18 protein-coding genes are annotated in these 20,871 nt (G+C 64.2%); 1 reads left to right on the forward strand and 17 read right to left on the reverse strand.

From position 1 onward, the window contains the following. Window positions 1-15: 15 nt before the first annotated feature. The 17 genes from trbF to QX073_RS27670 all read right to left on the reverse strand — a co-directional run bounded on the left by trbF (window position 16) and on the right by QX073_RS27670 (window position 17,138). On the reverse strand, window positions 16-699 hold the full coding sequence (gene trbF, locus QX073_RS27590) for a conjugal transfer protein TrbF (RefSeq protein WP_315716441.1): 684 nt from the start codon (window positions 697-699) through the stop codon (window positions 16-18). 1 nt (window position 700) lies between these two features. Continuing rightward, window positions 701-1,912: a P-type conjugative transfer protein TrbL gene (gene trbL, locus QX073_RS27595; RefSeq protein WP_315716443.1), complete on the reverse strand. Its 1,212-nt coding sequence runs from the start codon at window positions 1,910-1,912 to the stop codon at window positions 701-703. 76 nt (window positions 1,913-1,988) lie between these two features. Beyond that, window positions 1,989-2,717 (reverse strand): P-type conjugative transfer protein TrbJ, encoded by a 729-nt coding sequence (trbJ, locus tag QX073_RS27600; RefSeq protein WP_315716471.1) that lies wholly within the window; start codon window positions 2,715-2,717, stop codon window positions 1,989-1,991. Continuing rightward, window positions 2,714-5,155, reverse strand: a complete 2,442-nt coding sequence (gene trbE / locus QX073_RS27605) for a conjugal transfer protein TrbE (protein WP_315754269.1) — start codon at window positions 5,153-5,155, stop codon at window positions 2,714-2,716. Before trbE ends, trbJ begins: the two co-directional genes overlap by 4 nt. 7 nt (window positions 5,156-5,162) lie before the next feature. Then, window positions 5,163-5,426: a VirB3 family type IV secretion system protein gene (locus QX073_RS27610; RefSeq protein ID WP_315773483.1), complete on the reverse strand. Its 264-nt coding sequence runs from the start codon at window positions 5,424-5,426 to the stop codon at window positions 5,163-5,165. Then, entirely contained in the window at window positions 5,426-5,752 is a 327-nt protein-coding gene (locus QX073_RS27615) for a TrbC/VirB2 family protein (protein ID WP_316166672.1), read from the reverse strand. The genes QX073_RS27610 and QX073_RS27615 overlap by 1 nt, the downstream gene beginning before the upstream one ends. Continuing rightward, window positions 5,749-6,714 (reverse strand): P-type conjugative transfer ATPase TrbB, encoded by a 966-nt coding sequence (gene trbB, locus QX073_RS27620; protein ID WP_316226683.1) that lies wholly within the window; start codon window positions 6,712-6,714, stop codon window positions 5,749-5,751. Before trbB ends, QX073_RS27615 begins: the two co-directional genes overlap by 4 nt. A 281-nt stretch (window positions 6,715-6,995) precedes the next feature. Beyond that, entirely contained in the window at window positions 6,996-8,369 is a 1,374-nt protein-coding gene (locus QX073_RS27625; protein ID WP_316226684.1) for an MFS transporter, read from the reverse strand. Between the two features lie 34 nt (window positions 8,370-8,403). Next, on the reverse strand, window positions 8,404-8,943 hold the full coding sequence (locus QX073_RS27630; RefSeq protein ID WP_316226685.1) for a hypothetical protein: 540 nt from the start codon (window positions 8,941-8,943) through the stop codon (window positions 8,404-8,406). Between the two features lie 158 nt (window positions 8,944-9,101). Further along, the gene (locus QX073_RS27635; RefSeq protein WP_315716450.1) at window positions 9,102-9,530 is read right to left on the reverse strand and encodes a CopG family transcriptional regulator; all 429 of its coding nucleotides are present in this window, start codon (window positions 9,528-9,530) and stop codon (window positions 9,102-9,104) included. Window positions 9,531-9,540: 10 nt separating this feature from the next. Beyond that, window positions 9,541-11,535, reverse strand: coding sequence for a conjugal transfer protein TraG (locus tag QX073_RS27640; protein ID WP_315716451.1), 1,995 nt, complete (start codon window positions 11,533-11,535; stop codon window positions 9,541-9,543). A 17-nt stretch (window positions 11,536-11,552) separates the two neighbouring features. Then, entirely contained in the window at window positions 11,553-13,313 is a 1,761-nt protein-coding gene (locus QX073_RS27645) for a relaxase/mobilization nuclease domain-containing protein (RefSeq protein ID WP_315716452.1), read from the reverse strand. A 463-nt stretch (window positions 13,314-13,776) separates the two neighbouring features. After that, complete coding sequence (locus QX073_RS27650; protein ID WP_315718656.1) at window positions 13,777-14,289, reverse strand: S26 family signal peptidase; 513 nt, start codon at window positions 14,287-14,289, stop codon at window positions 13,777-13,779. After that, on the reverse strand, window positions 14,286-14,750 hold the full coding sequence (locus QX073_RS27655; protein WP_315718655.1) for a DUF2840 domain-containing protein: 465 nt from the start codon (window positions 14,748-14,750) through the stop codon (window positions 14,286-14,288). The genes QX073_RS27650 and QX073_RS27655 overlap by 4 nt, the downstream gene beginning before the upstream one ends. A 289-nt stretch (window positions 14,751-15,039) precedes the next feature. Next, window positions 15,040-15,921, reverse strand: a complete 882-nt coding sequence (locus tag QX073_RS27660) for a replication initiator protein A (protein ID WP_316226686.1) — start codon at window positions 15,919-15,921, stop codon at window positions 15,040-15,042. 2 nt (window positions 15,922-15,923) lie between these two features. Further along, window positions 15,924-16,226: a helix-turn-helix domain-containing protein gene (locus QX073_RS27665; RefSeq protein ID WP_315718653.1), complete on the reverse strand. Its 303-nt coding sequence runs from the start codon at window positions 16,224-16,226 to the stop codon at window positions 15,924-15,926. 633 nt (window positions 16,227-16,859) lie between these two features. Next, entirely contained in the window at window positions 16,860-17,138 is a 279-nt protein-coding gene (locus tag QX073_RS27670; RefSeq protein ID WP_315718652.1) for a DNA -binding domain-containing protein, read from the reverse strand. A gap of 1,076 nt (window positions 17,139-18,214) precedes the next feature. On the opposite strand from QX073_RS27670, the gene QX073_RS27675 reads away from it, so the two are divergent. Next, the gene (locus tag QX073_RS27675) at window positions 18,215-18,877 is read left to right on the forward strand and encodes an SOS response-associated peptidase (protein WP_316226690.1); all 663 of its coding nucleotides are present in this window, start codon (window positions 18,215-18,217) and stop codon (window positions 18,875-18,877) included. Window positions 18,878-20,871 lie beyond the last annotated feature (1,994 nt).

The following is a 20,871-nucleotide window of genomic DNA, read 5'->3' on the forward strand; positions in this document are numbered from 1 at the left end:
GGACCATTGGCTTGCTCATTGCGACAGCTCCTTCGACCAGTTGATGGCTTGGACGTAGACGCCGAGCGGGTTCTTGCGCAGGCGGTCAGCATCGTCCGGCATGGCGAACACGAGGGTGAGGATCGCGCTCCAGCGTTCGGTCGCAACCGAGGCGCCGTTCTCGTAGCGACGCTCGACCCAGGCGATCCGGAAGCTGTCCGGCGAGGCGCGGATCACACTGGAGACCTCGACCGAGACCTGGATCTTCCCGAGCTTGCTAAAAGGATCATTGGAGCGGGCATAGTCATTCAGGGCAGCCGCGCCGCGATCGGTGGTGAAGTCGTAGGCGCGCAGCCAATTCTGGCGCAGCACGATGCCATCGGCCGGCAGACCTCTCACGTCCTCAATGAACCGGGCAAGATGGAAGGCGACCTGCGGATCGGTCGGCACGTAGTCAGCCACCGCAGGCGCTACCCGCTGGACCTCGCCGAGATGGCCAACCTCGACCACCCAGGGCGTCACCGTACCGCGGGCCGACTGCCAGATCAGGGCGGACGCGAAGCCTGCGGCGAGGGTGAGGCAGCCGAATGCCATCAGCCGCCAGTTCTTGGCCTGCACGCGCGCAGAGCCGATGCGCTCATCCCAGACCTGCGCTGCCTTCTGATAGGGCGTCACCGGCTCGGGCGTACGGCCGTAATGAACAGATGACCGCTTGAACATGTCAGGATTTCCCCTCGGAGAGATCGACCGCGCTTCCCTGCCCGCCGCGCTCGGCATGGCGAACGGCTTGTGCCGTTGTAGATGCGCCCTGATGGACGGCGCGCGCTGCCTTCATGCGCTGCGCCCACATCGGAGAGCCCGAGCCATCGGCCTGACCCGGCTGATCCGAGCCGCCAGCCTGGACATTCGCCCTTTGGCGAAGGGGACTCGCGTTCGCTCCTGCTGCCTCGGCGGCAGCGCCGCTGACGCGCCCTCCGCCGGACGCCGCCGCACCAAGCGGCGCGACAGCACGGCTTGCACCAGAGATCGCGCCGCCTGCGAGCCCGGCTGCACCAGCGGCCATGCCGGCGCCGGCCACGACGAGACCACCCGCTGCAAGCGACGTCCCGACCGCGCTCCCTGCTCCAAGCTGCGGTCCACCACTGACAAGACCATTGGCGATCCCGGGCCCGAACAATCCAAGGCCGAGCAGCGCCAGGGACGCCAGGACCAGGGCCATGGCACTCTCGACGGTCGGAGGATCGCCGCTCGTCACCTGGGTCAACTGACCGAACAGGGTCGAGCCGGTTCCTGAGATCACGGCGAGCAGCAGAACCTTCACACCGGAGGAGATGACATTGCCGAGCACACGTTCGGCTGCGAAGGCGGTCTTGCCGAACAGACCAAACGGGATGAGCACGAATCCAGCAAGCGTCGTGAGCTTGAACTCGATCAGGGTGACGAAGAGCTGGATGGCCAGAATGAAGAAGGCGAGCAGCACGACCACCCACGCAAACAACAGGACCGCAATCTGCAGGAAGTTCTCGAAGAAGCTCACATATCCAAGGAGGCCCGAGATCGCCTGGAGGAGCGGCCGCCCGGTATCGAGACCCACTTGCGCGATCCTGCCCGGGCGCAGGAAGTCCGCCGCCGACAGCGCCGAGCCCGAGGCCTTCAGGCCGAGTGCTGCGAAGCTCTCGAAGACGACCCGGGCGAGGCTGTTCCAATTGCCGATCAGGTAGGCGAACACGCCGACAAACAAGGTCTTCTTCAGCAGCCGGGCGACGACATCGTCCTCGCCGCCAAACGCCCAGAAGAGCGCAGCAAGCGTCACATCAATGGTGACGAGCGTGGTTGCGAGATATCCGACCTCACCGCCCACCAGGCCAAAGCCGCTGTCGATTGTCCGGGTAAAGGTCTCCAGGAATTGATCGATGATCCCCGTTCCTGTCATCGGGCAATCTCAACCATGAGCTGCCGGGCAGCCGCGGCGGGGGATCCGCCAATTTGGTCCGGAACGCTCGTCATCATCAGTGAAACATTCGTACGCTGGAGGCCTGGTCGCCCTGACCCTGCGTCAGGAAGCGGCGGAGCTGTTCGCGTGCCTGATCCTGGGCCGCCGCGCGCTCCGCCATGGTGAGGTTCTGCGCCCGTCCCTGGGCGGCCACAACCGCCGTCAGATCCGCGAGCTGTTGCGCCTGCATCGCCAGGATCTGGTTGCCGGCTTGCCTGACAGCCAAGGCGCCGGCGGCTCCTTGGCTCGCGACAACCAGCGCGACGGACTGGCTCTTGATGGTGTCGAGATTGCCGACCACGCCCGCCTGAAGCTTGAGCGCATCCTGCAGCGCGGCCACGGACGTCTGCCAGCGTGAGCGCGCATTGTCCGCGAGGTCAGCGGCGCTGGCGCCGGCGGCTGCCGGCGCATAGACCGTCTTGAACGCCTGCTCGATTTGCTGCACGTCGTAGGCCAGGCGCTGAGCCTGCTTGAGCAAATCCTGGGTCCGCTGGATCGATTGCTGCAGCTGCGTCAATGACGAATACGGCAGGTTGACGAGGTTGCGCGACTGATTGATCAACATCTCTGCCTGGTTCTGCAGGGCCAGAATCTGATTGTTGATCTGCTGCAGCTCACGTGCGGCGGTCAGCACGTTCTGAGCATAATTGTTGGGGTCGAAGACGACGAGCTGGGCCCGCACCGGACCCGCCGAGGTCAGAACCAGCAGCGCCAACGACGCTGCCCATCGCTTGCCAGAGATCATTGCCGCGTCTCCAGATTGTCGAGGCCGGGGATGAGGTCGGCTGCCCAGCCAAGCTTGAGGTGCCGCAACCACGCTGCCGCAAAGCCGTCCCTGCCGGCGGACTTCAGAACGTCCGAGATCGCGGCCTGATCGGCCTTGGACGACGCCGCGGCAAAGGCGAGCGCGACCTCGCCGAGACCGAGCTCGAACATGCGGTTGCCCCGGCGCGACTGGCAGTAATAGTCGCGCTTGGGGGCCGCACGGCTGACGAGCTCGATCTGACGATCATTGAGACCGAAGCGACGATAGATGCCCATGATCTGCGGCTCGAGCGCCCGCTCGTTCGGCAGCAGGATGCGGCTCGGGCAACTCTCAATGATGGCGGGTGCGATCGGCGAGCCGTCGATGTCGGATAGCGACTGGGTCGCGAAAACGACGGAGGCGTTCTTCTTGCGCAGGGTCTTCAGCCACTCCCTGAGCTGGCCCGCGAAGTCGGCGTCGTCCAGCGCCAGCCACCCTTCATCGATGATCAGAAGTGTCGGGCGGCCGTCGAGCTGCCGGGCGATCTTGTGGAACAGATAAGCGAGGACAGCAGGAGCGGCAGCGGTCCCGATCAGCCCCTCGGTCTCAAACACCTGGACCGACCGGTCGCCCACGAGCTCATGATCGGCATCCAGCAGTCGTCCGTGAGCGCCATCGAGGCAATACGGCTTGAGGGCCCGTTTCAAGATGTTCGACTGCAGCAACACCGACAGGCCGGTCAGGGTCCGCTCAGAAGTTGGCGCGGAAGCCAGCGAGGTCAGCGCCGACCAGAGATGCTCCTTGGCGTCCGGCGTCACCACGATCTTCTCGCGGACCAGCAGGCCGGCGATCCAATCCGCCGCCCAGGCGCGCTCCATCACATCACCGATGCCTGCCAGCGGCTGCAGCGCGATCGAGGTCTCGCTATCGGCCGAGAGCGCTCCACCGAGATCATGCCAGTCACCTTCCATGGCAAGCGCGGCGGCCCGCAGGGAGCCGCCGAAATCAAACGCAAGGATCTGCGCATTCGGATAGCGGCGGAACTGCAGAGCCATCAGCGCCAGCAGCACCGATTTGCCAGCTCCGGTCGGTCCGATCACCAGCGTGTGGCCGACATCGCCGACATGGAGCGAGAACCGGAATGGCGTCGCGCCCTCGGTGCGGCCGAACAGCAACGCAGGCGCCCTCAGATGATGGTCACGCACCTCACCTGCCCAGACCGCCGAGAGCGGGACGAGATGCGCAAGGTTCAGCGTCGACAACGGTGGCTGGCGCACATTGGCATAGACATGCCCCGGAAGGCTGCCGAGCCAGGCCTCAACCGCATTCACAGTCTCCGTCATGCAGGTGAAATCGCGCCCCTGGATCACCTTCTCCACCAGGCGCAGCTTCTCGTCAGCCCTCGCCGGATCAGGATCCCACACCGTCACGGTCGCGGTGACATAGGCCTGGCTGATCTCATCGGAGCCGAGATCCTGCAGCGCCGCATCGGCGTCAGCGGTCTTGTTGTGGGCGTCGCTGTCAACGAGGCTTGCCACCTCGTTGGTCACGACCTCCTTGAGGATCGCCGCCAGAGATTTGCGCTTGGCAAACCACTGCCGGCGGATCCGTGTCACGAGCTTCACGGCATCCTGCTTGTCGAGCATGATGGCGCGGGTCGACCAGCGGTAGGCGAATGCAAGCCCGTTCAATTCGTCCAGCAGTCCTGGCGTCGTTGCAGAGGGAAAGCCGATGATGGTGAGCACGCGGAGATTGACCGCCCCCAGCATCGGCGCGAGGCCGCAGGTCAGCGGCTGGTCGGCGAGCAGCCCATCCAGATGCATGGGGATTTCAGGGACGCGGACCCGCTGGCGCTTGGTCGAGACGGTCGAGTGCAGATAGCTCAGCACGGCGTCGTCGCCGAGCCAGCCGCATTCCGGCATGAAGCCGCCCACGAGCTGCAGAATGCGGTCGGTGCGATCGACAAAGCTGCGCAGGATGTCGCGGCCGCGCGAGCCCTCCGGCTGCGGCGCGCCTTCATAGAGCACGCGTTCGGAACGGGCTAAGTCTTCTCGCGGCGGCAGGTACAGAAACGTCAAATAATAGCTCGACTCGTAGTGCGCCGCCTGCTCCTCGAACTGTGCCTTTCTCTCGGCATCGACCAGGGCGGACGCGGCATCCGGAAACACGCAAATTGGGTAGGCTCCGGCCGAATGCCGCTGCGCCTCGACGAAGATCGCCCAGCCCGACCCCAGGCGCCGCAGAGCGTTGTTGAGACGGAAGGCGACTGCTGTGAGCTCGGATGCGACCGAGCTCTCCAGGTCAGGCCCGCGAAAACGCGCCGTCCGTTGCAGCGAGCCGTCCTTGTTGAGGACGACGCCCTCGTCCACCAGCGCCGCCCAGGGCAGGAAGTCCGCAAGCCGGATATTGGTGCGGCGGTATTCGGCCAAATTGAACATGAGAGCCTCACTGGCTGAGATGATTGGGAATCCGCAGGTGGCGGCGCACGACCTCGACAAAGGATGGATCGCGCCGTGTCGCCCAGACTGCGACCATGTGGCAGACGAACCAGAGCAGCAGGCCGAAGAACCAGAGCCGCAAACCGAGGCCGAGCGCCGCCGACACGGTGCCGTTGACAATCGCGACCGATCGCGGCGCGCCCCCGAGCAGAATGGGCTCGGTCAGCGAGCGATGCACAGGCGCGCTGAAGCCCTTGATCTCACTATCCATCAGAACACCACGCCGCCGCCGAAGGAGAAGAACGACAGGAAGAAGCTCGAGGCGGCAAAGGCGATGGAGAGACCGAAGACGATCTGGATGAGCCGCCGGAAGCCACCGGAGGTTTCGCCAAAACCCAGTGACAGACCCGTCGTGATGATGATGATCACGGCGATGATCTTGGCGACCGGTCCCTCGACTGAAAGCAGGATCTTGTTGAGCGGCTGCTCCCAAGGCATGTTCGAGCCCGCCGCATGCACCGGCGCCACCGCCACGAGCACTGCGGCTGCAGCAATCGCAATCGTGGCGATGGACCAGCAAGACAGTCGCGCCTTCATCGCTGATCTCCCAAAGGAGCGAGGATGTAGTCTCCGCAAGGTGAGAGCCCCTCGACACGCACGAGCTCGCCGAGCCGCCGCTGCGAGCCGCGCCCGGCGAGAACGGCGATCACGTTGATCGTCTCGGCAATCAGAGCACGTGGGACGCTCACGACGGCCTCCTGAATCAGCTGCTCCAGCCGCCGGAGGGTGCCGAGTGCGGACCCGGCATGAATGGTGCCGATGCCGCCGGGATGGCCGGTGCCCCAAGCCTTGACGAGATCGAGCGCCTCCGGCCCGCGGACCTCGCCGATCGGAATGCGATCCGGGCGCAGCCGAAGCGCGGCGCGCACCAGATCCGAAAGCGACGCCACACCATGCTTGGTTCGAAGCGTCACGAGGTTGGGCGCCGAGCATTGCAGCTCGAGCGTATCCTCGATCAGCACGATGCGATCGCCGGTCATCGCCACTTCAGCCAACAAGGCATTGACCAGCGTGGTCTTGCCGGTCGAGGTGCCGCCGGCCACCAGAATGTTGCAGCGGTTGGCAACAGCCCGCCGCAACGCGCCGGCCTGATCTGCGGTCGCAATCCCGCAAGCCACGTAGTCGTCGAGCGTGAAGACGGCGATCGCGGGCTTGCGGATGGCGAATGTCGGGGCCGCAACGAGCGGCGGCAGCAGGCCTTCGAAACGTTCGCCCGTCGTCGGCAGCTCCGCCGACACGCGCGGAGAGCCCGCATGGACCTCGAGCCCGACGTGGTGCGCGACCAGCCGGACGACGCGCTCGCCATCACCGGCAGCGAGGCTCTCACCGGTATCGGCCAAGCCAGACGCGAGCCGATCGACCCAGAGCCGGCCATCCGGATTGAGCATGATCTCCACGACGGATTGATCGTCGAGATGACGCGCGATGGCAGGCCCCAATGCCGTCCGCAGCATGCGGGCGCCACGCGTGATGCGCTGTGTCTGGACGAAGCCGGTCACTCTCATCTCCGATCATTGAAGCGCGGTCAGCATCGCTTGTGATGATCAAAGATGCAGACCTCCTGCAGCAGCAAGACCAACAGCGCTTCGGGTGTAGCCTGGCGCAGGAAAGCGTAGAGACAGGAGGGCTCTTTCGGGCGGGACAAGCAGATCACCAAGGCGGGGCAGCAGCTTTCAGAGCGCGGGTCATGGGCCCGCAGCACCGCCTCCTCGCGGCCGAGAGCGAGGGCGAACACTGCTCTAGCGAAGGCGAAGGTCGCCACCGGCGCCGCGGCGTCGGCTCACCATCTGGCATGGCTTGCCGGCTCGCGGGAGAGAGCCGGGCGCTCGCTAGAAGTCGCGGCGAGGTCGGCCATGACAAATTCGGTCCCGCTGCTCGCCTCCGATGATCCCGGTCTCTGCTCTCCTGGAGCGGCAAACCAAATCAGTGCTGCTGCCTGCAGCGCGAGGTTCACTCCGAAGGCAACCTGATAGGCGATGACAGGATAGTGCCCATTGGATTGCGGCCATTGGGCCAGCAAGACACCGATCCCGTACTGGGCCAGAAACCCCCACCCGAAATGCACCACGTTCAACGCCCCGTTGGCGCGGCCAGCCAATTCCTTCGGGTAATAGTCCGAGATGATCGCAAAGCTGAGCACGGTGGCGGCGCCGACGATCGCGATGATCAGCCAGGGCGCGATCGCCGGCAATGGCAGCCGCCACACCAGCGCCAGCTGCGCCGCCATGAAGAGCACGGCGATCAAGGCCAGCAGGCGCTCTGGACCTACTCCCCTGCGACGCGTCCAGTTGGCCAGCGCACCGAGCATCCACGCACCGAGGCTGAGCATCAGGGCAGTCAGGCAAAGCGCTGTCACGACTTGGGTGCGGGTCATGCCCTCCACGTCGGCCAGCCACGCGGATGCCCATAAGCCCTGGAGCGACCACGCCGATCCGATGCAGGCTCCGGATAGCGGCGCGACCCTCCAGAACCGGACGTCGCGAAGAATGCTCCGCAAGCCACCTGCTTCCGACGCGGACGACGCCTGCGTTTCGCGCTCCGGCACCAGGCAATAGATCAGGATCGCCGCTGCAGCGGTCGCGATGGCCAGGATGTCAAACAGGCCGCGCCATCCGGTCTTCACCAGGATCGCTTCGGCGGGCAGCGTCGCGCTGACGGCGCCAAGCGCCCCGAGCATGACCATGTACCCATTGACCAACGCCACCCGCTCGCGCGGAAACCACAGAACAATGGCCTTCAGGCCCGCGGTCAGAGCCGCAGCGACCCCGAGCCCGATCAGGGCGCGTGAGAGGAGCAGCGAGAGCGGCCCCGACGACCTTGCGAAGGCCTCCGCGCCAAAGGCCGCGACGACAAGAAGCGCGCTCTGAACCCGGCGCGGGCCATAGCGGTCGAGCATCATGCCGACCGGGATCTGGGCAGCCGCAAGGACCAGGAAGTAAGCCGCCGTGATCAGACCAAGGTCGGCCGCGTTCAACCCGAGCTCTGAGGCAAGACTGGCAGAGACGAGTCCATTGATGGTGCGAAACAGATAGGACAGGAAATAGCCCATTGCGAAGGGCAGAAACACCAGGGCGGCGAGCCGCCAGCCTGTGATCTCGCGATGGCCTTGGTCTCCGGCTTCGGTGCCCTTTCGGCCGAAGGCATAGGCCGACAACGAACTGCCGTGATCTGCGTGCTCGCGGGATCGCTCAACGGCTCGATTGAGGCGGGAGGCGAAAGGGATCCTCGCCGCCCTCCCCGGCGGCAGGCACGCCCCAGGACACCTCGGCGATTGGAGGCTCGGCACGGCGAAGTTGAGCCGGAAATGGCTGGCTCACTTGACCGGCTCGCGCAGCGCCATCGGGTCGCCTCTCTCGCTGCCTTTCCGACAAGTCACGCTGCAGCTTTTGGATCGCGCCAATCCGCATCGCCTGGTCGAAATCACGATCACCGCCCCTTGCTGCGCTCGTGCTCTCCTGATCCGTCAGCGACGTCACCGCCAGATGGTAGCGTGCATGAAGGGCGACCGTCTCATTGAGGGCCGCGATGTCGCGCTGAATCGTTTGCAGCTGCTGTTCCAGGCCCTGCAGGCGATCTTGCGCCGGCATCGGTCCATCCAGCGGCTGGGCTAGAAACCGTTCGAGCGCCTTTTCCACGACGATCGTGCGGTTCACGCATCTTTCCTCGGCTGCGCCGGCAAGGCGGGCGAGAATCTCGCTGGATAGCTGCAAAGTGAGTTTCTTCTTCATCGTTCGGACCTCATCTGGTCCGTCGATTAGGTCAGCTTGCCTGGCCTGGCACGCGCAAGATTCGAACGTTCGAAGCCTGGCGGGTGGAAAGAAACTCTGGCGTAGATGCCAAGCTCAACCCGCGCGCTGGAACGGTCCCGATCGACGCTTCCACCGCCTCAGGAGCCGGGCTCGCTCGACGGCGGTCTGACGAAATCCTCAGGAATTTCGCGCAGGAAGCTCTGCCCCTTCTGCAGCCGGCGGCCGAGCGCCTCCACAAAGCCTTCGAACCGCTCGCGTCCCTTGACCTGCGCTGTGGCCTGCGCTTCGGACGGCAGCGGGGGTGTCACGGTCAGCCAGAAGCGAACGAACAATGCGTGCGTCTCGGCAAGGATGCCGACATCACGCTCGAGCCGCTGCATCTGCCGCGACAGCCTGTCGAGCCGGCGTGTGAGCGCCGCCTCGCGCCGATCAGCCGCATCCGGCGACAGAAACGACTGAACCGCCGCCTCGACGATGGCCGAGCGCGAAAGCTTCCTGCGATCGGCGAGCTCTACGATCTGCCGCAGCAGCTCCGGCGGGAAGTAGACATTCATTCGATCCCGCATTGGTCTGTCCTCACAAGCCCATGTCATCGCGCGGGTCGAGCGCAGCCTGACGCGCAATCCCCGTCGTGCTCGCATCGCGTGAGCCGACCAGCTGCGGCGTCCCATCATCGTCATCGAACACGACCGAAAACTCGTCCGCCGGATCTACGCTCGTCGTTTCGCTCGCGATCGCTTCGTGCTGCGGCAGCTCCGGCTCGCGTCGCAAGCCGCCATTGGCCTGCTCGTCCCTTGTCTCGGGGGGCAGCGTCAGCCGGGATCCGGCGAGCACAGGCGTAAGGGGCGCAAGCGATGACCAGTCATCCGCACCCACAGACGCTCTGGTCCTGGCGATGTCCGGCGGCGGCAGGATGCGCGAGACCAGTCTCTCATCCTCGAAATATCGCACCTTCCTGGCGCGGATCGGTGGTGCGCCGGCGACCATCACGATCTCATCAGCCGCCGGCAATTGCATCACCTCGCCCGGCGTCAGGAGCGGACGCGGCGTCTCCTGGCGCGACACCATGAGGTGACCCAACCATGGCGCCAGGCGATGCCCGGCGTAATTCTTCACGGCCCGCATTTCGGTTGCGGTGCCGAGCGCGTCCGAGACGCGCTTGGCGGTTCGCTCGTCGTTGGTCGCGAAGCTGACGCGGACATGGCAGTTGTCCAGAATGGCATTGTTCTGCCCATAGGCCTTCTCGATCTGATTGAGCGATTGCGCAATGAGGAAGCTCTTGATGCCGTACCCAGCCATGAAGGCGAGAGCGGATTCGAAGAAGTCGAGCCGGCCTAACGCCGGAAACTCGTCCAGCATCATCAGGACACGATGCCGGCTCTGCTTTGCCTTGAGATCCTCGGTCAAACGCCGGCCGATCTGGTTCAGAACCAGACGAATGAGCGGCTTCGTACGTGAGATGTCGGATGGCGGCACGACGAGATACAGCGTCGCGGGCTCCTCCCCTGCAACCAGATCAGCAATGTGCCAATCACATCTCCCCGTGACAGCAGCCACCACCGGATCCCGGTAAAGACCGAGGAATGACATCGCCGTTGAAAGGACGCCCGAGCGCTCATTCTCCGATTTGTTCAGAAGCTCGCGCGCTGTCGATGCCACCACCGGGTGCGGCCCGGCTGCGCCCAGATGATGCGTCGCCATCATCGCCATCAACGTCGCCTCGATCGTGCGCCGGGGGTCGGAAAGGAACGCGGCAACGCCGGCCAAGGTCTTGTCGGGCTCGGCATAGAGAACGTGCAGGATGGCACCGACCAGAAGCGAATGGCTGGTCTTTTCCCAATGATTGCGCTTGTCGAGAGATCCCTCGGGATCCACCAGCACGTCGGCGACATTCTGGACGTCACGCACCTCGCAGGCCCCTCGCCTGACTTCGAGCAGCGGATTGTAGGCTGAGGCATTCGGGTTGGTCGGGTCGAACAGAAATATGCGGCCGTGCCGCGCGCGGAATCCTGCCGTGAGCTGCCAGTTCTCGCCCTTGATGTCGTGAACGATCGCCGATCCCGGCCACGTCAGAAGAGACGGCACCACGAGACCGACGCCCTTGCCAGACCGCGTCGGTGCAAAACAGAGCACATGCTCCGGTCCGTCATGGCGCAGGTAGCGCGCTCCCAACCGTCCCAGGACCACGCCATCCTCGCCGAGCAGTCCCGCCTTGCGCACCTCGCCCAGCTCGGCCCAGCGCGCGGACCCGTAAGTTGCTGTGGCTTTCGCCTCCCGCGACCGCCACAGTGACATGCCGACCGCAACCGCAATAGACGCGAGACTGCCACTGACCGCGATAGCCCCACCTTCGGCAAAGATGGAGGGCGCATAGGCATCATAGATGAACCACCACCAGAAGAAGGTCGGTGGGAAGTAGACTGGCCAGCCGGACAGCATGAACCATGGCGTCCCCAATCGCGGTTGGAAGGCGAGCCGCCAGGCCGTCCATTCGGTCGCGGCCCATATCGCAAGCAGGTTGATCAGCACGACGGCGAGTAATTGTGCCCATTGGATTCTCGTCGCAGGCATGTGGTGTCTCCCGAGTTCTAAAGACCGAGGTCGCGCTTGCGACCAAGCTGCCAGTCGATGCCAGTGGCCTTCGCAAGGCCCGTGACCTTCTGACCGAGCCGGTGATCGATGTCGCGCGACCACGGGACGAGGTAGAAACCGAGACCATTGTCGATCATGGCGAAGCGGCCGGAGGCCAGGACAAGCCGCTGGCGGTAGATGCCCGCAACCTGTTGGCCGGGGTCGACCTTCAGCTGCGGCGCGCCGTTGGTCGCCGACAGCCGCGCGCCCACGGATTCGAGCTCCTGCCTGCGTAGTGTCTTCAGAAGATCCCGTTGCGGGACGATCTGCTGGCCATGTCTCTGCGCCAGTCCCCGGTCCGCGAGATACTCCGCCCGGCTGCGCAGCGCGCTCCTCACCTCCGCGCCAAATCCGCCGAGGGCCAGGGAGACAGGTTCACGCTCGACCAGCCGATGATCGAGCCAGGTCGCTCCCTCGGCCTTGATCTGATCGGCCAGGGCTAGGTCCGAGCGCGTCGCCAGGACCAGGGTCGGCCGCGCCTCGTCCGCAGCGCCAAAGCGCCTGATCTCGACAATGCCGCCAGGCTGAGGCGCCTGCGCAAAGGCCTCGATCCCGCGGAAGCGAACGTGGTGGGCGCGGCCGTCGATGCCATCGATCACTGCATAGGCTTCGCCGGTCAGTTCGTCGTGGAGTCCACGGTCGACCAACCGCCCCATGATCGATGATGGACTGTTGATCCCGTCGATGACGTAGTCCGCAGCGCTCCGCTCCTCACCACGGCGAGCGAACGCCTGATGCATGGTCCTGATGATATCACCACGCGTGCCGAGCTCGCGGAGCTGTCGCTCTGCGCCAAGCTCGACCATCCACTCGTTGGGTCCGGCCGCCGCTGCCAGTCCCAGGCGCTCCAGATATTGCAGGCGCCCTCGCATCAGGCGGTGGACCTCGGGATCAGGACCCGCTGCCACCCGCTGACGGAGATCGATGGCCCCCACCTCATCGCAGGCCATGCGGATCTCGCGATCGAGCCGTGTCCAGCGATCCGCGGTGATCTCTCTTTCCAGTGCGTTGCGGATGTCGTGCTCAGGCTTCGGACCGAGCTCGAGCGCCACCAGCTCTTCGGCCCGGGAGCGCAGGCCCCGGCCGATATAGTCGCGGGCGATGACGAGATCTGCGCCCGTCTGATCGACACCGCGTACGAGCACATGAACGTGCGGATGGTCCGTATTCCAATGATCGACCGCGATCCACTCGAGACGCGTCGACAGATCAGCTTCCATCTGCCGGATCAGATCGCGCGTGAACGCTCTGAGGTCCACCATGTCGGCTGCGTCCTCTGGCGAGACGATGAAGCGGAAATGATGCCGGTCGTCGCTGCTCCGCGCCTCGAATGCGGCCTCGTCGGCGTGATCAGCTCGCGCATCGAACATCCTTGCCGGCTCGCCGTCACGGGTGACCCCCTCCCGCTTGAGATAGCTCAGATGCATCGCCAGCGGCGCTGACCGAAACGCACGGCCCTTGTGCCTTGCGATGCGGGCCTTCACCGTGACGCGGCGGCCCGAGGCAAAGAGGCGCTCGCGACTGAAGCTGAGACGGCCGCGGCCGAAGGTCGAATGGGTGCGAGCCGGCCGGCGTCCGTCGATCACCGAGGGCAGCGTGACGTGCCCCGCGGCGTTCGCCGCGCGCAGGACGCGATTGATGAAGCTTCTGGCCTTCCTCTCACGCGCCTGACGGATGCGCCCCGGACGGATGCGGAATTCGCGCTCTGTGGTGCTCATGCGCGGCATCCCGCGGCAAGGATTGAGGCTATAGTGCCGAAAGCAGCATTGATGTTGTTGAGAAAGAGCATCAGCGCGACACGCGCTCCGACCGGACGGCACGGTTGAACGCGAGCCATGTCAATGGCTTGCTGATCAACAGGCGAGCCGCTTTTATCTTGCGATCGACCGTCGGCAGCTTGCGGCTGGCTTTGGACCCTCGCCTCGGCTCTCGGTCTCACGCCCCGCGCCGGCGTGCCGGAAACAACAGCGAAGCAGCGGCGGCCGTGAGGACTGCGACGGACGATCATCATCGAGGCCGACGCATCGCACCGCACGACAACGTCACGAGGAATTCCGCTGCGGTCGGCTTTGTCATTCAAAGCCTCTCGTGCCGACCTCAATGACGACCGTTTCCGATCGCAGCGGCTGCTCATCAAAGTCGGCATGACGTTCGCAGGTCGTGCGCAGAACGCGTGCATCATCACGGCTGCCTCGTCCACACGGGAATGGCGCGCCCGATGACGTCCGATGTCGCCGTCGGACCGAAATAGCGTCCATCCAGAGAGCTGTCCGATTGCCTGTTCATCAGAAAGAGCTCGTCACCGCCGATGATGCGGCAGCCACGCCAATCCGGTAGCGGCCGGCCCTGTCTGTCGCTCTCTTGCGCGATGCCGACTTCGACCTCATCGATCAGGATGACATGCTCGCGACGACAAACGGCCTGGCCCGGAAGAGCAAGAATGCGCTTCAGCATCGGTACGCCCCTGGGCAGGTAGCCTTCGTCCGCAAGCCATTCGGCCAGCACGCCGTGGGGCAGGACAACGACGATCTCGTTGGTGACCCATTGCCGGACCGGCCGAACCAGATAGAGGCCGATCGGAACGCTGCCGGAGACATTCCAGATGAGCAGCGGACGCAACCTTGGTCGCCCGACCTCCGTCACGAGCCAAACCCCGGCGAGCATCGCGACGCCAATGGCAAGCCCTTTCGTCATGGCATGATCGTCCTTCGATGCAGCCAGGCCCGATGGCGCACATCCGTGTAGGGACGCGGCGGTTGTCCGGCGGCCATGCGGTTCTGAACGTGCCACCAATGATCCGGTGCGACATCCGCCGGATCGATGCCGAGCGCCTCGATCGCGTCGATCTGCTTCAGCACCCGCTCGACCTTCGGCCAGCCAAACACCTGCAACAGGATCGCTGCTCCCGGAGCGACGAAGGGCACGGTCGCACAGGCTTCTCCGGGGCCAACGGCCTGCAGAACGTTGATCCGCGACAGCACCGTGCCGTAGTCGTTCGACGACCAGCGCACGAACGCAAAGACGCTGCCCGGCGTGAACGCGACCTCCCGGCGATAACGGTCGAGGCGAACCTCCTGCACGGTTCGACCGAAGCGTATGCGGTTTTCGATCTTACCCTGCAGCCATAGCAATTGGACGCGCGTCAGCTCGCTCATTCGCAAACTCTGAGGTTGATGACATCTGGACGGCGCTGCGGGCCGGCAATGAGAACGGCCGTGGCGTCTCGAGCGGCCTCCACCCTTGGCAACAGGAGACACCAGCGTGCACCGGCCCCCCAAAGCGCGGGCCCGTTAGACAAAATCCGAAGGATTTTGCGGTTAGGTATGTTAGAAGGCGGAAAGGACACGCCAAACCAAAGGCTTAAGCCCGATTTCGGTCCCCGATGGCACGACCATCCGGTCCTCGATGGCACGCGTCCTCCGGTCCCCGATAGCACGAGACAATTCACAGCTTGTCCCCTGCGGAGCTCGAGGGGTGATGCCTGGCGAAACGCCTTGCGACCGGGTCAGTAACGGCGGCTGCGAAGTTCAGCCGTTCGGTGCCGTTTGGATCGCGGGTGAGGACCAGCTCGTAGCCCGGCAGGCGCTGACGGCGGACGATTTCGCGAAGATCGTAGGCGAAATGCTTCAGCGGCGAGAGGCTGCCGGACTTGGCATGCAGATAGCGGAGATCGAAGCTCCAGCCGCCATCCTGATGGCCGCCATGCTTGCGCACGAGGCGGTACAGCCAGCGCTCCAGCCCGCCCGTCAGCGCGAAATAGGCCCGATCAATCGTCAGCACGAGCGCGTCATCGATGACGCCCGAATAGAACCAGTCCGGCAGGATCAGCTGCAATCCGGACGGCCTGCCATGGGCATCCGCCGTCTCCTTCCACTCGTTGATCCAGGAGAAGCGGTGCCGCCGCCGCTCGGCCGGCTGGCGAATCGAGGTGAGCACGGTCGTCGACTGCAGCCGATCAAGTCCTGCCTTCAGACGGTCGTAGTCACGCACGCCGGTGCCGCGACCGACAAACGTCAGGATCTCATACGGCGTGGCGGCCATCAGGCGCGACGTCTTCAGTCCGGCGTCGCGAGCCTCGACGATCTGTGACGCCGCCCAGATCAGAACATCCGCATCCCAGATCGTCGCCATGCCATGTTCGGGGACGGCCTCGACCCGAATGGCGACAGGCCCCGCGCGGAAGTCGATCGGCACGACTCGCTTGCTCTCGGCCAGTGAGAAGAACGGATAGGCCATCAGATCCTGCGCATCGCGCGGCGCCAGATCGCCAGGCAGCGCGCGAAACAGATCGAGCTGATCGCGCTCGGATTTGCGCAAACCCCGCACGTTCAAGCCCGCCCAGCCCGCGACGCGCGACGCTCCTGCCCTGCATAGGGAATGAGACCTGGATGTCGCTTCGCCGGCAGAACGGTGCCCTGGCCGGGATCAGCCGTCGACGTCTTGGTACCGCGATCGGCCCAGGCTTTCAGATCGTCGAGCGCATACACGACGCGGCCGCCGATCTTGCGATATAAGGGGCCGGTGCCGTAAGTGCGGTGCTTTTCCAGGGTGCGGCCGGACAGTCCAAGGTAACGCGCAGCTTCGGGGGTACGAAGAAAGCGCGGCGGGGGACCGGCTGTCTGATCGGGCATCGAGCATCCTCCGGGACAGGTTCGCGCCCTCACGGGTCGTTCGGCGCGTCGACGGACATGATCGACGCGCAGGGCAGCGAAGGGGGATGCCGGAGATCGAGGGGCGCGGTTTCGACACCCCCTCGCCTCAAGGAAGCGACTCTCTTTGCCGCGGCGGGCACAGCCTTAGTGACAGCCCCTATCGGCCACGAGCCGTCTTTTCACCAGTGACCGGTGCGGCTGAGCATAGGAGGCCGATCAGTGGCATGCTGTCCTGGGATAGCGATCGCCCGCCCGCTGCCATTGGGCGAGCTCGCAGACCCACCTGCAGGATCAAGCGCGAGCGGCAGCCAGATGATGCCTCAGGCGCGACCCAGGGACGCTCCGCGTGCGGCTTCCGCGCTGATCTCTTGTCCACGCCCTCAGTCGCCTGGAGAAGGATCTGAGTGACGGCCAAGACCGTGGATCGCGGCGCATGCCGCAAGGCGGCTTCGAAGCTGGCTGAAGCTGCGCCGCATGCGTTCGATCGCTTCTACCGCAACTTGAGTTCGGTTGCCTGCGTATGATCTCGCAAGCCCGTTCAATCCATGCTCGCGACGGACCGCGGCTTGTTTCCAATCAAAGCGGGCCTGCCGCAGCCTCAGGAGCTCAGAGCTACGTCTGATCCGATCCGCGTAGCAACTGATGATAACCCTTCTCAGACATCCACCTCGCCCGCGCCAGATGGCTATCGAAGGCGCGGCGGGCACGCTGGGGTTCGTTGACCGGATCGATGTGCAAGACGAGCCGGGCAACCTCCTCCCAGTCCGCGCCCTCGGATGCTGCATCCAGAAGGCGGAGATAGGTCACAGCATGTTCTTCATCATAGGCTGTCAGAACGGAATCAGTCGGCGCGAGGTCGGCGACAGCGGGATCGAGCGGCGGAATGGGCATTGGTCAGAACCTGTTCGGAGCGAACACAACCTGTCGACCTGAAAAAGCAGCACGGACCCCGTCGAGATCCAGGCACGAGACCGCTTTCCAAACGTCTTCAGCTGTCGCTCCCGCGTGAGAGAAAGATGTCCGTGTTGAAATGCCGGCAAAGCCGGAGCTGTTTGAGAAGACAATTCGACGCGTCTTTGCCGCCACCATGAAGTGCTTGCGTCTAATCCAAGGCGTTTTGCTGCAAGCGCTCGCTCACGCTTGGCTCTTAGCCTGCGTTCGTGTAGCCGACGCACGTCCACATTTCATCTTGAGAATAATACTCACGGCCGATGTTGCCAAAGCGCCGGCGACGGTCGCGAATTCCCGCGCGGGGAGGGCTGACGATCGGTATCTGAGAACCGTCTTTCCAAATGGAGTTCCGTAAGCGGCAGAGCGGCCACGACCTCTCGCCGCCAAACAGGAGCGCACAGCGCTGTGCAATCCAGCTCTCGATCGGGCTCGAGACCAAGGTCTCCCGTTCAGGTTCCCGAACCGCCCGGCCCAGAGATTGAGGACGGCGATGTAGTTGCACCCAAGGCGTAGCGGCTTCACTTTCAGCCGCCGGACTGGAATCAATGCGGCATGCCTACACTCACCCGTCGCCGCGATCCGCACTCGCCAAACGAGACCTGGCGCATTTACTTCGGAGACGTCGAGGCTGGAACGATTGCAGAGCGCCCCGAAGGCCCCTCCGGTTCGCCCGTCTGGCAGTGGTTCTGCGGCTTCTATCCAGGCAGTCACCCAGGCGAGCAACAGCTCGGCGGCGCCAGCACCTATGAGCAGGCGCGCGACGCGTTCCAGGCAGCATGGAACGTCTTCCTATCGAATCGGTCACAGCAAGATTTCGACGAATGGCGCCAGCACCGGGCCTTCGTCGCCTGGAAGGATCAGATGCGGGAGGCCGGATGTCCTCAGCCAACCCAAACCAAGTCAGGTCGCTCGCGCTGCTTCTGCGGCGCGGTGATCGACCTGAAGACAAGTACCGAGCACATCTACTCTCACCACATGCCGACCGCGAGACGCTTGGTTCCGGGATCATCTTGACGATGTGCAATCTCTACTCGATCACCACCAACCAGGCCGCGATCGCCGCGCTCTTTCGGATCGTTCGCCAGTTCGCGGGCAATCTCCCCTCGATGCCGGGCGTCTTCCCCGACTATCCGGCTCCGATCATTCGCGGCACCGGAGACGACCGCGAGATGATGATGATGCGGTGGGGAATGCCGCCACCTCCGCGGACTGGCGGGCCACCCGTGACCAACATCCGCAACACGTCGTCTCCGCATTGCCGCGGCTGGCTCAAGCCCGAGAACCGGTGCCTCGTGCCTTTCAACAGCTTCGCCGAATATGCGCCTGAGCCGAACCCGGAGACGAAGAAGAAGGACGTGGTCTGGTTTGCCTTGTCTGATGATCGCCCCTTGACCAGCTTCGCGGGCATTTGGACCGAGTTCAAAGGCGACCGCGGCACGAAATCCAAGCCGCTGCCAGGCCCTCATTTGGTCTACGGCTTCCTGACCACGGAGCCCAACGCCGTGGTCGCACCTATCCACCCCAAGGCGATGCCGGTCATCCTGACGACCGAAGAAGAGAGGGAGGTCTGGCTGCGTGCGCCATGGAACGAGGCCAAGGAGCTGCAACGTCCATTGCCCGATGGCGCGCTCGAGATCGTCGCACGCGGGCCGGCCAAGGAAGATATACCTGCGGCCTGAACGAGCCGGCGGATTGCACAAAGACGGGCTCGCCTTGCGCCCCAATCCTACAGCTCCCGGCGACAACCTTTTCCGCGTCCGAGACTCGAAGCGCTCGCTCGTGTGGAGTCATCGGGCGGCGTTGTAGCGTCGCTGCCGCGAAGCTGACGGAACCAAAGGAAAACGATTCTAGACCACGCGGCACGGCTTCGGACAGCCGGACTGCAAGACGATCGGTCGCGCTCAAAGTGGTCGGGCCCGGCCAAGCATCGCGGAGGTGAGCCTGCCAGATTTCGGCATCTACACGACGAGCTCCCGATCCGCAGCCTCGTGCGTCCGGCCGAAGGTCGGAATGAATGATCGCCGCGGGGCGAACGCCTACCACGATAGAGGGAATCGAAGCCACCTTACGCGAGGCGCCGCTTGCTCCTGGGAACCTCTTTGCCCTGGGATCTTCTTTGAAGAGAAGGTGCGGCAATCAGCCGCCAGGGCATGGAGCACGAAAGAGCAGCCGCAGGAGCGCCGCTTTGCGGCGCGGGACCGACTGCGATCGCGAGACCGGTCAAGAGGGCAGCCGCAGGAGCGTCAGCATGCGACGGCGAAGCCGGGACGCGGGACCGACTGCCCCCGGCGAGCGATCCATCATGATGCGCCAGGGATGAAAGCCGAATGGCGGAGACGCGTCCATACTTGCTAGCGACTCCGTTCACGACAGCCCGGCCGGCGCGACCCTTTTACCATCTTCACCCTCGATCTGCCCTTTAGAACACGCGCGATTATGTCCCGCTGCCGAACCCGCTCTCAGGGATCTGGCAGAACAGCAAGCCGTAGGCTTCGGCGGACATACCCATCCTGCCCTCGATGGGCAAAGCTATGGGTCGATCAGGGCACCGGGGTGTGAACCCGGTTCGCCTCGCCAGACGTGCTTCGGTCCTCCATCCACACACAGTACGCCAGCATGGCCTAGCAATCGGCAGAGCCAATCCATTTCTGGTTTAGTGGCCACCTTTCGGTGCCCCACGTAGCCGAGACGTGGCAATGTCGCTGCTGAGAAGGACGGCGGCCCGACAATGATGAGTGACGGCCGCGTATCGATTGGGAGGCAGGGCACTAAAGCGACTCCCTTAGCATCGTTGCGCTTGGGTCGACGACGAATAGACACCTCGGCACCTTTCTGAGTCGAGTGCGTGCGCGTCAACGGCATGCCGCGCGACTATTTCAGGAGCGCTGAGATGGCCCGGCCGAGAGCCCGATTCGAGACGTCGCCTCGCGGATCTTCTCGGTTGGCGCTCGCGACGTCCGCTCCCGGAGCGGACTGGAAGCAGGCGTCAAAGGACCATAGGAACGCTTTTGACCCACTACGGACGCCAAGGGTGCTCCCAGAATCACCCCCGATCAAATGGGACCGACTTAGTGATGAATTAACCCTGGTTTGCTGCCGCTAACGCACTCGTCGCAATAGCCAACAGTACTCTGGTGTAATATCGCGTCTTATTATCTACTCCGCTGAAGGATTTCCCTCGTGCGATTTTACGTTTTGCTTAGGGGAGAGCGCTTTGTTTCACGGCAGGAAGAACTTCGTCCAAGCATGGAGGAATGGCCGGCGACGCTCGGATTCTATACGACACGAGTAGTGGATGCCCTGGATGTCGAACGAGCGATAGAGAAAGCGATCACTGAAGTTTACCGAGACAAACGACTTTGCTTATTCTCTTTCGTGGATACTGGGGTGGTCGTGCCAGAAGAAGTGCATCGAGTTAGCTGGTTCTATCGGCGCCTTTTCCCGCCGCGCGGGTTTACGTTCATCGTAGAGGACTCCGAGGCAGCTCTGGCCCACCGGTAAGAGACACCACCCTCAATGTCGAGGGCCGGGTCTTCCCAATTTCCGGTTCTGGCCCATCTCGGGCGCCCCAGCCAGCGCCGGGGATGTCTGCTGCTGACCCTGGCTGTGTGAAAACGCTGCGCGGCTGTTATGATTCTCCAGTGATTCTTTTGGGGGAATCGATGAGGCGCTT

The organism is Bradyrhizobium sp. SZCCHNS3052 (assembly GCF_032484495.1).
In the GTDB taxonomy this organism is placed as follows: domain Bacteria; phylum Pseudomonadota; class Alphaproteobacteria; order Rhizobiales; family Xanthobacteraceae; genus Bradyrhizobium.

What these genes read in the sequence shown, in the direction of transcription:
- QX073_RS27650 (WP_315718656.1), bottom strand. Translation starts at nt 14,289, where the DNA reads ATGACGAAAGGGCTTGCCATTGGCGTCGCGATGCTCGCCGGGGTTTGG.
- QX073_RS27610 (WP_315773483.1), bottom strand. Translation starts at nt 5,426, where the DNA reads ATGGATAGTGAGATCAAGGGCTTCAGCGCGCCTGTGCATCGCTCGCTG.
- trbF (WP_315716441.1), bottom strand. Translation starts at nt 699, where the DNA reads ATGTTCAAGCGGTCATCTGTTCATTACGGCCGTACGCCCGAGCCGGTG.
- QX073_RS27675 (WP_316226690.1), top strand. Translation starts at nt 18,215, where the DNA reads ATGTGCAATCTCTACTCGATCACCACCAACCAGGCCGCGATCGCCGCG.
- trbJ (WP_315716471.1), bottom strand. Translation starts at nt 2,717, where the DNA reads ATGATCTCTGGCAAGCGATGGGCAGCGTCGTTGGCGCTGCTGGTTCTG.
- QX073_RS27630 (WP_316226685.1), bottom strand. Translation starts at nt 8,943, where the DNA reads ATGAAGAAGAAACTCACTTTGCAGCTATCCAGCGAGATTCTCGCCCGC.
- QX073_RS27635 (WP_315716450.1), bottom strand. Translation starts at nt 9,530, where the DNA reads ATGCGGGATCGAATGAATGTCTACTTCCCGCCGGAGCTGCTGCGGCAG.
- QX073_RS27665 (WP_315718653.1), bottom strand. Translation starts at nt 16,226, where the DNA reads ATGCCCGATCAGACAGCCGGTCCCCCGCCGCGCTTTCTTCGTACCCCC.
- QX073_RS27640 (WP_315716451.1), bottom strand. Translation starts at nt 11,535, where the DNA reads ATGCCTGCGACGAGAATCCAATGGGCACAATTACTCGCCGTCGTGCTG.
- QX073_RS27670 (WP_315718652.1), bottom strand. Translation starts at nt 17,138, where the DNA reads ATGCCCATTCCGCCGCTCGATCCCGCTGTCGCCGACCTCGCGCCGACT.
- QX073_RS27655 (WP_315718655.1), bottom strand. Translation starts at nt 14,750, where the DNA reads ATGAGCGAGCTGACGCGCGTCCAATTGCTATGGCTGCAGGGTAAGATC.
- QX073_RS27645 (WP_315716452.1), bottom strand. Translation starts at nt 13,313, where the DNA reads ATGAGCACCACAGAGCGCGAATTCCGCATCCGTCCGGGGCGCATCCGT.
- QX073_RS27615 (WP_316166672.1), bottom strand. Translation starts at nt 5,752, where the DNA reads ATGAAGGCGCGACTGTCTTGCTGGTCCATCGCCACGATTGCGATTGCT.
- trbE (WP_315754269.1), bottom strand. Translation starts at nt 5,155, where the DNA reads ATGTTCAATTTGGCCGAATACCGCCGCACCAATATCCGGCTTGCGGAC.
- trbL (WP_315716443.1), bottom strand. Translation starts at nt 1,912, where the DNA reads ATGACAGGAACGGGGATCATCGATCAATTCCTGGAGACCTTTACCCGG.